The organism is Neoakkermansia glycaniphila (assembly GCF_001683795.1).
GTDB lineage: Bacteria > Verrucomicrobiota > Verrucomicrobiia > Verrucomicrobiales > Akkermansiaceae > Akkermansia > Akkermansia glycaniphila.
On sequence record NZ_LIGX01000040.1, the window covers coordinates 93,205 to 106,229 of the forward strand.

Here is a 13,025-nt window from a genome sequence, read left to right on the forward strand (position 1 = left end):
GAAAAAACGTCTCCCGCCGGACAAGTCCTCGACAAACGGCGGCTTTTTGTTTATCCTCTGTGCCTATGATGTACCCCGCCATTGCGATCGACGGCCCGGCCGCCTCCGGCAAGTCCACCGTAGCCAGGCTGATCGCCCAGAAGCTGCAATACACCTTCATCAATACAGGAGCCATGTACCGCGCCGTCACATGGTATCTGCTGCAACGCGGCATCAACCCGCAGGACACCGCCGCCGTCGTCGCTGCCCTGCCCGGCATCCCCCTTTCCTTCGGCAAGGACGGCTCCGTCTCCACCGTCGTCTGTGAAGGCCGCACTCTCACCGACGAACTGAAGGGGCAGGAAGTGAACGGCCTTGTCTCCACCGTAGCCGCCATCCCCGAAGTGCGAGCCCTGCTCGTCCGCAAGCAGCGCGAATACAACGAAAGCGAACCTGTCGTCATGGAAGGGCGGGACATCGGCACCGTCGTCTTCCCGGACACTCCCTTCAAATACTTCGTCACCGCTTCGGAAGAAGTGCGCGCCGCCCGCCGCGCCGCCGAAGGCATCACCGACTCCATCGCCGAACGCGACAAAAAGGACACCCAGCGCGCAGCCTCGCCGCTGGCGCAGGCTCCCGACGCCCGCCTCGTGGACACCTCCGATATGAGCATCGACGAAGTCGTCGCCTGCATCGCGGACGACATCCGCGCCAAACTCACCCAATAGCAGCCTCCTTTTCTCCTCACTCATGAAGATGAACGCATTCTACTGGGTCTTCTACACCCTGTTCAAGTCGGCATCCAGAGCATTCTTCGGCCACCGGGTCATCAACCGGGAAAAACTCATCGAAGAAGGCCCCGTCCTCATCGTAGCCAACCACCAGAGCTTCCTCGACCCGCCCATGCTCGGCATCGCGTACGAAGGCCCCATCTACTTCTTCGCCCGCAAAACCCTCTTCAAAGGCATCTTCAAAAAGGCCCTTCCCAAATGCCAGGCCATCCCCATCGACCAAGAGAATCCGGACAGCTCCAGCATGAAAGCCGTCATCAAACTCCTGCGCGCCGGTGAACGAGTCCTCGTCTTCCCGGAAGGCTCCCGGACGCCCGACGGAGAAATCCACGACGCCATGCCCGGCATCTCCCTCATCCTCAGCAAGGCCAACGTCCCCGTACAGCCCCTCCGCATCCACGGAGCCTACGACTGCCTCCCCATCGGCAGCAGCTTCCCGCGCTTCCGGCAGGTCACCGTCAGCGTCGGCGACCCCATCGACTTCACCCCGGCAGAACTCAAGGCCCGCGGCAAGGATGCCTACCAGCACATCGCCGACAAGGTCATGAACGCCATCCGCGCGCTCCCGACGGAGCCGTAATCTCCGCCTCCCTCGATGATCAGCGAGTTGCGCCTCTACCAGTTCCGCTGCTACTTCCAAATGGCCTGGGAAGTGCCGGAAAGGGGCGCGCTCATCCTCGGGGACAACGCCCAGGGGAAAACAACCCTCCTCGAAGCCCTCTGCTTCGCCCTGCGCCTGCACTCGCCGCGCACCGCGCAGGCCGCCAAAATGCTGCGCCACGGCGCACCGCAATTCGGCCTTCGCCTCACCGTGCAGGACATCGTCCGCCGCATCGTCTGGAACGGCGGCAAGCTCGACCTCCGCGTCAACGACGAACAGCGTGCCGACTACGCCGCCTACCTGTCGGACAGCGCGCCCGTCGTCTGGTTCGGCAATCAGGACATGGAACTCATCATGGGCGCATCCGAACAGCGGCGCGCCCATCTGGACTTCCTCGGCACCCAGTGGCACCCCGGCTACCGCAACGAGCTCCTCCGCTACCGCAAGGCCCTCAAATCGCGCAACCACCTTCTCAAATACGGCAGCCGCAACCCCGCATCCATCCGCAGCTACACGAAACTGCTCGTGGAACACGGCGAACGCCTCGTCTCCCTCCGCGCGCAGCTCCTCCGCCTCCTCCTGCCCCACATCGTCCAGAGCCACGAACGCATCGCAGGACGCGCCGAACCCGTCGAACTCCACTACATCCGCTCCACGGAAGAACCGCTCGCCGACATGCTGGAACGCAGCTTCGACGACGACCTTCGCTGCGGCCACACCCGCTACGGCCCCCACCGCGACGACTTCCGCCTGTGCATCAACGGCATGCCCGCCGCCGACTACGCCTCCGAAGGCCAGCGGCGCACCCTCGCCGCCGCCCTCAAATTCGCCCAGGCTTCCCTCCTCTGCGAAGAAACGGGCATCGCCCCCTATCTGCTGATCGACGACATCTTCGGCGAACTCGACCCTTCCCGCCGCCAGTGTCTGATGGAAATGATCCCGCGCGACTCCCAGGTATTCATCACCACCACGCACGACTCCTGGGCACAGGACAACGCCTCCCTGCCCAAATTCACCCTCTCCGGCGGACAACTCCATCCCGCATCCTGACCCGCAGCCATGTACCTCGTCAACGAACGCCGCGACTACATCCTCCGCCTCCTCGAAGAACGCGGCACCATCCGCACCGTCGCCGTCGCCCGCGACCTCGGCGTCACCGACGAAACCGTCCGCACCGACATCCTCGCCCTCGAACGCGACCACCTCCTTCGCCGCGTCCACGGAGGAGCCGCCTACCTGCCGCCTCCCGGCGCAACGGAACCCGGCACCGAGCTGCGCGCCGTCCAGTCGCTCGCCGCCGCCTTCGTCGGCCTCCTCCGGGAAAACGACTGCATCTTTCTCGACGGCTCACCCGTCTCCCTCGCCGCCGCCGCGCAACTCCCCCCCATCCCCCTCACCGTCGCCAGCAACAGCATCGGACTGCTCGAAACCCTCTCCCCCCGGGCCATGCGCCAGCAGGTCTTCTCCACGGGCGGCTTCCTCGACAAGGAAACGGGCCTCTTCATCGGCAGCGGAGCCGTCGAAAGCCTCCGGCACCTCGGCATCGGCCTCCTCCTCACCGCGCCGGACTCCGTCACCCCCGAAGGAACCCCGGCCTACCGGAGCTTCGCCCGAGCCGACTTCATCCGGCAGGCCGCCCCTCTCGCCCGCCGCGTCTGCATCGCCTGCCCGGCCTCCCGCTTTGGCAGCGCCGCTCCCTTCCCCTGCCCGACCGTCCGCACCGCCACCCTCATCACCGAAGACAACCTGCCCGAAACCGCACACGAGGCATTCCTCCGGCAGGGAGCAGAAATCGTCACCGTCCCCTACATCTCCCCGGCCGCTCCGCCCGTGCGAGACGAATTCGACTATTGACCCCGTCACCGTCATGGCGCATGGGGTCGAAACATCCTCGATTCCCTTCCGGCAACGAATGATGACACTATTTTTTGCAGCGGAGTCCGGCAATAGGTGTCGGTTCAAAAATCGCAAATAAAACTTGCCAACACCCCTCCGTCCATGGCACAATCGAACCATGGCACGCCCCTTGCGCATCGAATATCCGGGAGCCGTTTACCACCTCCAGAACTACGGCAACCGCAACATGCCCATCTATGAAGACGACGACGACCGCGACCTCTTCCTGGCCACCCTCCGCGAAGCCACCGAACGCTGCCGCTGGAATGTCTATGCCTACGCGCTCATGGACAACCATTTCCACCTCCTGCTCGAAACCGTCGAACCCAACCTCTCCGACGGCATGAAATGGATGCTCACCGCCTACACCCAGCGCTTCAACCGCCGCCACGGCTACACGGGCCACCTCTTCGGCGGCCGCTACCACTCCATGCTCGTCGAGGCCGCCAACTCCCACTACTTCTCCACCATCATCGACTACATCCACCTGAACCCCGCCCGCTCGGGCATCGCCCGCGTCCGGGGCTTCGAAGGAGCAGGCAAATGGACCAGCCTCCCCGCCTGGATGGCCGCACCGGAACACAGGCCCGCGTGGATCCAGCCCGAACGCGGCCTTGCCTGCTTCGCCTGCGAAGATACCGAAGAAGGCCGCCTCAAATACTACAACCACCTGCTCGCCCGCTACGAAGCGGAAAGCATGGACGAACGCTCCCTCATCCCCCTCGGCCACACCGGGCCCGGCACCGTCCAGCGCGGCTGGTGCTACGGCTCCAAGGCCTTCCGGCAATCCATCCTCTCCAACCTCAAGGAATACACACGCCGCCCTGCAGACGGCTCCCTCGGCAAATGCGGACAGGAAGCCTCGGAACACCTCGCCGAAAACATCGTCAAGCGCGGCTGCCGCGCCTTCGGCCTCACACAGGAAGAGCTGCATTCCACCGCCTACAGCCACCCCGACAAACTCGTCATTGCCCTCGCCGTCCACAAAACCACCATCGTCCCCTATGCGTGGATATCCAACCGCCTGAACATGGGCACTCCGCGCTCCCTCGGCACCCTGCTCCACCGGGCCAAGAAAATGTATGCGGAAGATGCCAAGGTGCGCGCATGGATCGACCGCATCACCGCCGAAACACGGTAACGCACCCGCCGGGGCTGCTCATCCCCTCCGAAACCGGGCTTCACCCGAAGGGCCAAAACATCTCTCGTCAAACACAGGGGTCTGTTCCAAAATCGAAGAATGATTTCATTGTTTCCATTTTCTCACCGTCCCCTTTCTTTCCGCTTGAAAAAATTCCTTTCCGCACCCGCCCGCGCATGATACAAGATGACGCCGCCTGCGAGTGCGACCGGAACCATCCGCCGCCTTCCCGGCTCAACACCAAACAAACCAAACCAAGAGACAATGGCATCCTACTCACAACGCGTCCTCGAAGGCGTCAAGGCCAAGAACGCCTCCGAACCGGAATTCCTGCAAGCCGTGCAGGAAGTTCTTTCCACCATCGAACCCGTACTCGCCGCCAACAAGAAGTACGAAGACTCCGCCATCCTCGAACGCATCGTCGAGCCGGAACGCACCATCATCTTCCGCGTGCCGTGGATCGACGACAAGGGCAATGTACAGGTCAACCGCGGCTACCGCGTCGAATTCAACAGCGCCATCGGACCGTACAAGGGCGGCCTCCGCTTCCACCCGAGCGTCAACCTCGGCATCCTCAAATTCCTCGGCTTCGAACAGGTCTTCAAGAACTCCCTCACCACGCTCCCGATGGGCGGCGGCAAGGGCGGCTCCGACTTCGACCCGAAGGGCAAGAGCGACAATGAAGTAATGCGCTTCTGCCAGAGCTTCATGACCGAACTTCAGCGCCACATCGGTGCAGACACCGACGTTCCCGCCGGCGACATCGGCGTAGGTGGCCGCGAAATCGGCTATCTCTTCGGCCAGTACAAGCGCATCCGCAACGAATTCACGGGCGTCCTTACCGGCAAATCCCTCCGCTGGGGCGGCTCCCTCATCCGCCCGGAAGCCACCGGCTACGGCTGCGTGTACTTCGCCCAGAACATGCTCGCCACCGTCGGCGACGACCTTCAGGGCAAAACCTGCCTCGTCTCCGGTTCCGGCAACGTGGCCCAGTACACCGTTGAAAAACTCAACGAACTCGGCGCGAAACCCGTCACCCTGTCCGACTCCAACGGCTACATCTACGATCCCGAAGGCATCTCCACCGACAAGCTCGCCTGGATCATGGACCTCAAGAACGTCCGCCGCGGTCGCATCTCCGAATACGTCAAGCACTTCCCGAAGGCCCAGTACTTCGAAGGACAGCGCCCCTGGAACGTCCCCTGCGACTGCGCTTTCCCGTCTGCCACGCAGAACGAAATCAACGGCGAAGAAGCCCGCACCCTCATCAAGAACGGCTGTAAGCTCGTCGCCGAAGGTGCCAACATGCCGACCGACCTCGAAGGCATCAACGCCTACCTCGAAGCCAAGATCCTCTACGGTCCCGCCAAGGCAGCCAATGCAGGCGGCGTAGCCACCTCCGGCCTCGAAATGTCGCAGAACAGCCAGCGCCTCTCCTGGACGCGCGAAGAAGTCGACGCGAAACTCAAGAGCATCATGAAGAACATTCACGACAATGCCTTCTCGCATGCCAAGGAATACGCTTCCGACAAGTCCTTCACCAACTACGTCACGGGCGCGAACATCGCCGGTTTCGTCAAGGTGGCCGACTCCATGATCGATCAGGGCATCGTCTAACCAGCGAAGCCTCCGCTTTTGTGCCTGCCGCGCCCTTCCCCAGAAGGGCGCGGCTCTTTTGTTTCCGGTCGAGGGGCATTCTCTGTCTGAATATCAACATACAAAAGAGTACACCTGAAATATTTCTACCGAACATCCGTATATTTGTACATGGCATTCGTTCGAAAGATGGAATTATGGGCCCTGATGGCAACGGTTGTATGGAGCTGTTCCCCGACCGTCCAAGGCAAAATGACCGAAAAGGAAGCGACTCTGCAGGATCAATTGATCGTCAATGATCCGGGGCCGTCTTTCCTTATTTCTGCGACACAGGCTGTTTTCATGCCGCCTATGCTGAAATGGCAGGATTGGGACTACTCTCCCCTTTGGGTAAAAAAGCCGCAGCCGATTTCCAAGGCTTTGCCCAAGGATTGGCAAACAAGAGTTCATTTCGACAATTCCATGGGCCGATCCCGCGCTCTCGTCCGATTCCCCCAAGGAACGGATTTATACGGACAGGGAGAAGTGTTCGGAGACTTGCAGCGGAACAGAACCAAGATCGGCATCTGGAACACGGATAATTTCGGATACGGCACTGACGGAGGAAAACGGCTGTATCAGGCCCATCCTTGGATGATGGGTGTTCGGGAAGATGGTACGGCTTTCGGTATCATTGCCGATACGACATGGCGTTCCACACTGGAGGCGACGGATACGGAGATCATTTTTGATTCGGAAGGACCTGTCTTCCCCATCATCGTCATTGAGGGCAAATCCCCTCAGTCTGTGCTGACCCAGTTGAGCGAGAGGATAGGCACCATGGCTCTTCCGCCTCTGTGGTCTCTCGGATACCAGCAATCCCGCTTTTCTTACGAGACAGCGGAAAAAGGGCTCAACATTGCTAGGGAATTCCGCCGCAGAAAGATACCGGCGGATGTGATCTGGATGGATATCGACTACATGGACGGTTACCGCGTCTTTACCATCGATAAAGAGCGTTTCCCGGACCCCATGGCATACAGTAAAGCTCTGCATGAGATGAACTTCAAGGGCGTATGGATGATCGACCCCGGCGTCAAGGCCGATCCCGGGTATTTCGTGTTTCAATCGGGCAACGCCAACGATGTGTGGGTCAAAAAGCCGGACATGAAAACGGACTTTGTCGGTCCTGTGTGGCCGGGAGACTGCAAGTTCCCCGACTTTACACGCGAAGAAACGCGTATCTGGTGGGCTGGGCTGTACAAGGACTTCATGCAAAAGAACGGAGTGGACGGAATCTGGAACGACATGAACGAGCCTGCCGTCTTCAATTCTCCCGGCCACACGATGCCAGTGAACAACTATCACCGCGGCGATGCCCAGTTGCAGCCGGGCCCGCATGTGCAATATCATAACATCTACGGCATGCTGATGATGTCGGCCACACTGGACGGCATGCAGGCCGCACAGCCCGACAAACGCCCGTTCCTCCTGTCTCGCGCCAATTTTCTGGGCGGCCACCGCTACGGAGCTACCTGGACGGGGGATAATTTCAGTACCGAAGAGCACATGAAAATGTCCATCCCCATGACTCTGAACATGGGAATGTCCGGCCAACCGTTCAACGGGCCCGATCTGGGTGGATTCGGCAACAATGCATCGCCCGAGCTATTCGAACAGTGGGTAAGTTTCGGCGTCTTTTTCCCCTTTACCCGGGCGCACGCCTGCAAGGGGACCAATCAGAAGGAACCCTGGGCATTCGGTCCCGGCGTGGAAGAAGTGGCTCGTACCGCCATTCAACGCAAATACCGCCTGATTCCTTACTACTACACGCTGTTCCGGCAATCCTCGAAAAACGGCCAGCCCATCATGAAACCCACCTTCTTTGCCGATCCGGCGGACAGGAAACTGCGAGACGAACAGACGACCTTCCTCGTAGGGGAAGACTTGCTGGTTATTCCCACATTCGCCAAAAATCCCGATTTGCCTGCAGGCAACTGGCTGCCCGTCACCTTGCTGGAGGGCGGCAAGGATGCCAACGACAGGCAGGCGACTCTTAAAGTACGCCCCGGAGCCATCATCCCTCTGGGAGCAGAGGTCCAAAGCACCGTAGAACCCATGCTGGAAACAACGACCCTGATCGTCAATCTGGATGAACATGGCAAGGCGCAGGGCGAATTATATCAGGATGCCGGAGACGGATACGGCTATACGACCGGAGATTACAATCTCACCCGCTATCATGCGGAAAGCACGCCGGACGGAGTGCGCATCTCTTCCCGTATCGTCGAAGGCAACCGCCCGACGGCGACGAGGAAACTGATCGTGCGGCTGCTGACACCTCAAGGCGAGAAGACGGCTGAAACCATACCGGGACAAGATATCGTCGTGAAGTAATCGGCAAATTTCCAGCCTTGCATCGGACCGGTTCAAGGCTGGAACCCGGCTTTGATTTCCATGGCCGGAGTCTTGCCGTGCAGTCGTGACTGATTCACCTCCGCCGCAAAACGCAAACCGTCGCCCAATTCGGCAAAATCCAGCACCCAGAAATTGGGATTGCGCCCCATCTCGCGGCGCACGGCTTCTTCACGGGCTTTCAGAACATTCAGTGCATTGACCTGCTCCGACGCACCGCGGGAAGCTGTCAGCGGCGTCACGAAGTGGTTGACGATCAGCAGATCGTTCTTCTTATCCCCCCGGTTGAATGTATTCTTCAATTCGGCAGCGGCCGATGCCTGCCACGGCGTTTCCACGCATTGCTTCCATACAGGCATCAGCCATGCGGGAGAAATTCCGGGCCTGTCCGTCATCACGACCAGCCGCTTGCCGCTACGCCGCATTTCGCCGAGGGTGGGCCAAGGTTTCCCCTCCTCCCGTGCGTAACACATGGAAGACAGTCCGGCACGGTCGAATTCCACAGCCAGTTGCTCCGCATCCACATACGATTCGAAAATCAGCGTCACGACGGCTTGTGGACGGACATCCAGCCACGTTTTCAAATCGCCCAGCGCATCCTGCAGCGGGCGGCTGCCCAAAACCGCGGCCCATTCCGGCCCGTGCCGCAACACGACTTTGCCTTCCTGCATCCAAACGTCCCACATCAGAGCATGCACCCCGGCATCCAGCAGCGATTCCATCTTCCCCTGCTGATTCGGAAAATGCCAGCCATCCTCGCTGTTGCTCATGGCATTGTGGGCGCAGAGCCACAGCACGGCATCATAACGGACATTATCGGGCAACCGCTCGGGAGACCAAGCAGACTCCTCCTCCGGGCTTGCGGCAACCTTGGCGGAGGGAGAACCGGATGCTCCACCAACAAGCAACCCGCAGGCACATACCGCCCATGCCATGGCGAACATATTCATCAATCAGCAAGCATAGCATAACCATTCCCGCCCGTCCACGAGAAACCGCATGCATCAGGCACAAAAGAGCCGCCCTGCATCAGGGCGGCTCTTCGGAAAACGGCACTGCCGCGATGTCAGGCGATCGGAGTAGAAGCCACCAGTTCTTCCTGATGCATCTTGCCAAGCTCTTCCACGCGGGCAGGAACGAGGTTCAGCGCAGCAGCCACGCGCAAACCGTAATCCGGGTGTGCCTTGTAGAAAAGGGCGCACTGGCGGTATTGCAGAGCTTCGCAGGCATTCCCGAGATGGGCGGCGATATTGCCGATCAGGTGTTCACGCTGCGTATCGTCCATCACGCGGCTGAACAACACGCCAGGCTGCTCGAAATCCACGGCCTCGATGGGGCGCGTATGGCGGCCGATCATCGCGGGCATCAGCTCGATAGGAGGCGGCGCAACCTGCGGAGAAACAGCCGTACCGTAGGAATTGGGATAATAGTTCTGTCCGGAACCTCCGTTGCCGTCCACAGCCATGGCTGCATCCCGCTGGAAGGTCATGGCCGGGGCATGCTTCGGCATATTGACGGGTACCTGCGTGCTGTTCGGCCCGATGCGGTGGCGGTGGGCATCATGGTAGGCGAACAGACGGCCCTGCAGAAGCTTGTCCGGTGAGGCGAAAATGCCCGGCACGAAATTGCCCGGCGAAAAGGCGGCCTGCTCCACTTCCGCGAAGTAATTGTCGGGATTGCGGTTCAGAACCATCCGGCCAAGGGGGATCAGCGGAAAATCCTGATGGTACCACACCTTCGTGATGTCGAAGGGGTCGAAACGGTACTCCTGCGCCTGCTCGGGAGTCATGATCTGCACGCAAACCTCCCATTCGGGATAATCGCCGCGGTCGATAGCCTCGAACAGGTCGCGGATATTGGAATCCGGATCTTTCATATCCATCTCCGCCGCTTCCTGCCGGGAAAGGGTCTTCCAACCTCCGACCGGCCGGAAATGGTATTTCACCCAGACGTATTCCTTGTTCTCATTGTACCACATGAACGTATGACTGCCGAAGCCGCCCATGCGGCGGTAATTCATGGGCGTGCCGCGGTCAGAGAACAGAATGGTCACCTGATGGAGGGATTCCGGCGTCAGTGAAAGGAAATCCCAAAACGCGTTCGCATCATGCAGGTGGGTCTGGGGATTGCGCTTCTGCGTGTGGATGAAATCCGGGAACTTGAGGGCATCGCGGATGAAGAAAATGGGCGTATTGTTGCCGACGAGGTCGTAATTCCCTTCCTCCGTATAGAACTTGACGGCAAAACCGCGAGGGTCACGCGCCGTATCGGAAGAACCGCGTTCGCCCCCGACCGTCGAGAAGCGGACAAAAACTTCCGTCTTCTTGCCGACTTCCGAAAGGAAGCGGGCGCAAGTGTATTTGGACAAATCATTGGTCACCTCAAAATAGCCGTAAGCACCCCCGCCCTTGGCATGCACCACGCGTTCGGGAATGCGTTCGCGGTTGAAATGCGCCAGCTTTTCCAGCAAATGCACATCCTGCATCATCGTGTAGCCCTCGCGCGGCCCTGTCGTCATCGACGCGAGATCGTTATCCACCGGAGCGCCTTCCGCCGTTGTCAGTTTGATATTGTTTTTCATACCTTGATAATGGGATGATAGAAGGAAAACAGTCGGGCAACAAGCCTATTCGATAACAGTTATCAACTGCACGACGGATTTTGCACCTTGCCGCACATTCCAGTATGACAAAACGGAAACTCATTGATTATAATTATTCCAAATGCAATAATTTTGATTCATTACAAAAAGTTTCAATTTTTCCTTGCATTCCGTCATTGTCATGGTAATCTTTGCGCGCATTCGTACAATCATCATATCAACCAACGGTGCACACGGATCCCGGTTCTATATCCGGCAGTGTGCTTTCTTCCATCAGCCGCGACTTGTCCGGCAAAAATGCCGGTGACATTCTTCAACGAGTGGCCGACCAGTTCAAGGGCGAAATTGTTTGCGCCACCTCCTTCGGACTCGAAGACCAGGTTCTGACCGACCTCATCATCCGGCAGGGTTTGCAAATACCCCTCGTGACGCTGGATACGGGACGCCTCTTCCCCGAAACCTACGAACTCTGGGAACGGACGGAACAACGCTACGGCATCCGCATTCAGGCGTTTTTCCCGCTCAGCTCCAGCGTCGAGCAGCTCGTCAATGAACGCGGCATCAACTCGTTCACGCAAAGCGTCGAATACCGCAAGGACTGCTGCCGCGTGCGCAAACTGGAACCTCTTTCCCGGGCATTGAAAGACCAGAAGGCATGGATATGCGGACTCCGGCGCAGCCAGTCCGTCACGCGCCAATCCGTCGAAGCCGTCGAATGGGATTCCGCGCATGGCCTGTACAAGTTCAATCCCCTGTTCGACTGGTCGGAAGACGATCTCCGCCAGTACATCAAGGCGTACGATGTTCCCTACAATGCCCTGCACGACCGCGGCTTCCCCAGCATCGGCTGCGCATGCTGCACCCGCGCCGTCCGCCTCTGCGACGACGTAAGGCAGGGCCGCTGGTGGTGGGAAGAGCCCGAACACAAGGAATGCGGCCTGCACAACAGGCCCCGCCACTGAACCGGACCTTCGGAATTCCCTTCCTTCCGCCGCCATCCAGCCCCCCGGTTCGCCCGACAGGCAGCCGGAACACCATCCCTCCCGGCCGGAGGCATGCCCACACGGCGCCTCCGGCAACAATCCCACTCCACACCACATCCACCACCATGCCTCCATATAACCTGAGCCAACTGAAACAACTGGAAGCCGAAAGCATCCACATCTTCCGGGATGCCGTCAGCCAGTTCGAGAACCCCATCCTCCTCTATTCCATCGGCAAGGACTCCTCGGTTCTCCTCCATCTCGCCCGCAAGGCGTTCCACCCCGGCAGACTGCCCTTCAAACTGCTGCACATCGACTCGACCTTCAAGTTCAAAGAGATGATCCAATTCCGCGACGAGTTCGCCCGCAAGCACGGCCTCGACCTCCTCGTCCACAGCAACCCGGACGGCATCGCCGCCAACGTCAACCCGTTCGACTACGGCAGCCGCAAATATACGGACATCATGAAGACGCAGGCTCTCCTGCAGGCTCTGACGGCCGGAAAATACGACGTCATCTTCGGCGGAGCCCGCCGCGACGAAGAAAAATCCCGCGCCAAGGAGCGCATCTTCTCCTTCCGCGACAAATACCACCAGTGGGACCCGAAAAACCAGCGTCCCGAACTCTGGTCGCTGTACAACGGCCGCATCAATCCCGGCGAAAGCGTCCGCGTGTTCCCCCTGTCGAACTGGACGGAGATCGACATCTGGCAATACATCCGCCATGAAAAAATCGAAATCCCGGACTTGTACTTCGCGCGCAAACGCCCCGTCGTCGAGCGGGACGGCACCCTCATCATGGTGGACGACGACCGCCTGCCCCTGCAACCCGGCGAAGTACCACAGGAACGCCTCGTCCGCTTCCGCACGCTGGGCTGCTATCCGCTGACGGGAGCCATCGAATCCTCGGCCTCCACCGTGGAAGAAATCGTGGCCGAGATGCTTCAGACGCGCCTCAGCGAACGCTCGACGCGCATCATCGACCACGACGGAGACTCCTCCATGGAGCAGAAAAAGCGCGAAGGCTACTTTTGATCCCGCCC

11 protein-coding genes are annotated in these 13,025 nt (G+C 59.8%); 9 read left to right on the plus strand and 2 right to left on the minus strand.

What is annotated here, in order from left to right:
* The first annotated feature begins 65 nt into the window (after positions 1-65).
* The 7 genes from cmk to AC781_RS11735 all read left to right on the plus strand — a co-directional run bounded on the left by cmk (position 66) and on the right by AC781_RS11735 (position 8,380).
* Complete coding sequence (gene cmk / locus AC781_RS11705) at positions 66-707, plus strand: (d)CMP kinase (RefSeq protein WP_245741037.1); 642 nt, start codon at positions 66-68, stop codon at positions 705-707.
* 22 nt (positions 708-729) lie between these two features.
* The gene (locus tag AC781_RS11710) at positions 730-1,350 is read left to right on the plus strand and encodes a lysophospholipid acyltransferase family protein (protein ID WP_245741036.1); all 621 of its coding nucleotides are present in this window, start codon (positions 730-732) and stop codon (positions 1,348-1,350) included.
* Between the two features lie 15 nt (positions 1,351-1,365).
* The gene (gene recF, locus AC781_RS11715; protein WP_067777652.1) at positions 1,366-2,421 is read left to right on the plus strand and encodes a DNA replication/repair protein RecF; all 1,056 of its coding nucleotides are present in this window, start codon (positions 1,366-1,368) and stop codon (positions 2,419-2,421) included.
* 9 nt (positions 2,422-2,430) lie between these two features.
* Positions 2,431-3,225, plus strand: a complete 795-nt coding sequence (locus tag AC781_RS11720) for a DeoR/GlpR family DNA-binding transcription regulator (RefSeq protein WP_067777653.1) — start codon at positions 2,431-2,433, stop codon at positions 3,223-3,225.
* Positions 3,226-3,385: 160 nt separating this feature from the next.
* The gene (locus AC781_RS11725; protein WP_067777654.1) at positions 3,386-4,408 is read left to right on the plus strand and encodes a transposase; all 1,023 of its coding nucleotides are present in this window, start codon (positions 3,386-3,388) and stop codon (positions 4,406-4,408) included.
* Between the two features lie 264 nt (positions 4,409-4,672).
* A complete protein-coding gene (gene gdhA, locus AC781_RS11730; RefSeq protein ID WP_067777655.1) occupies positions 4,673-6,025 on the plus strand; it encodes an NADP-specific glutamate dehydrogenase in 1,353 nt (450 codons plus the stop codon).
* 186 nt (positions 6,026-6,211) lie between these two features.
* Positions 6,212-8,380: a TIM-barrel domain-containing protein gene (locus AC781_RS11735; protein WP_172801828.1), complete on the plus strand. Its 2,169-nt coding sequence runs from the start codon at positions 6,212-6,214 to the stop codon at positions 8,378-8,380.
* Between the two features lie 32 nt (positions 8,381-8,412).
* Here the strand turns inward: AC781_RS11735 and AC781_RS11740 are convergent, their stop codons facing one another.
* Positions 8,413-9,348 carry a phosphoinositide-specific phospholipase C-related protein gene (locus tag AC781_RS11740; protein WP_067777656.1) on the minus strand — a complete coding sequence of 312 codons (936 nt, stop codon included), beginning with the start codon at positions 9,346-9,348 and terminating at the stop codon, positions 8,413-8,415.
* 116 nt (positions 9,349-9,464) lie between these two features.
* Positions 9,465-10,979: a catalase gene (locus tag AC781_RS11745; protein WP_067777657.1), complete on the minus strand. Its 1,515-nt coding sequence runs from the start codon at positions 10,977-10,979 to the stop codon at positions 9,465-9,467.
* A gap of 281 nt (positions 10,980-11,260) precedes the next feature.
* Between AC781_RS11745 and AC781_RS11750 the strand changes: the two genes are divergently transcribed.
* Entirely contained in the window at positions 11,261-11,962 is a 702-nt protein-coding gene (locus tag AC781_RS11750; RefSeq protein ID WP_246777973.1) for a phosphoadenylyl-sulfate reductase, read from the plus strand.
* Positions 11,963-12,108: 146 nt separating this feature from the next.
* A complete protein-coding gene (gene cysD / locus AC781_RS11755) occupies positions 12,109-13,017 on the plus strand; it encodes a sulfate adenylyltransferase subunit CysD (RefSeq protein WP_067777658.1) in 909 nt (302 codons plus the stop codon).
* Positions 13,018-13,025 lie beyond the last annotated feature (8 nt).

What these genes read in the sequence shown, in the direction of transcription:
- cmk (WP_245741037.1), top strand. Translation starts at nt 66, where the DNA reads ATGATGTACCCCGCCATTGCGATCGACGGCCCGGCCGCCTCCGGCAAG.
- AC781_RS11710 (WP_245741036.1), top strand. Translation starts at nt 730, where the DNA reads ATGAAGATGAACGCATTCTACTGGGTCTTCTACACCCTGTTCAAGTCG.
- recF (WP_067777652.1), top strand. Translation starts at nt 1,366, where the DNA reads ATGATCAGCGAGTTGCGCCTCTACCAGTTCCGCTGCTACTTCCAAATG.
- AC781_RS11720 (WP_067777653.1), top strand. Translation starts at nt 2,431, where the DNA reads ATGTACCTCGTCAACGAACGCCGCGACTACATCCTCCGCCTCCTCGAA.
- AC781_RS11725 (WP_067777654.1), top strand. Translation starts at nt 3,386, where the DNA reads ATGGCACGCCCCTTGCGCATCGAATATCCGGGAGCCGTTTACCACCTC.
- gdhA (WP_067777655.1), top strand. Translation starts at nt 4,673, where the DNA reads ATGGCATCCTACTCACAACGCGTCCTCGAAGGCGTCAAGGCCAAGAAC.
- AC781_RS11735 (WP_172801828.1), top strand. Translation starts at nt 6,212, where the DNA reads ATGGCAACGGTTGTATGGAGCTGTTCCCCGACCGTCCAAGGCAAAATG.
- AC781_RS11740 (WP_067777656.1), bottom strand. Translation starts at nt 9,348, where the DNA reads ATGAATATGTTCGCCATGGCATGGGCGGTATGTGCCTGCGGGTTGCTT.
- AC781_RS11745 (WP_067777657.1), bottom strand. Translation starts at nt 10,979, where the DNA reads ATGAAAAACAATATCAAACTGACAACGGCGGAAGGCGCTCCGGTGGAT.
- cysD (WP_067777658.1), top strand. Translation starts at nt 12,109, where the DNA reads ATGCCTCCATATAACCTGAGCCAACTGAAACAACTGGAAGCCGAAAGC.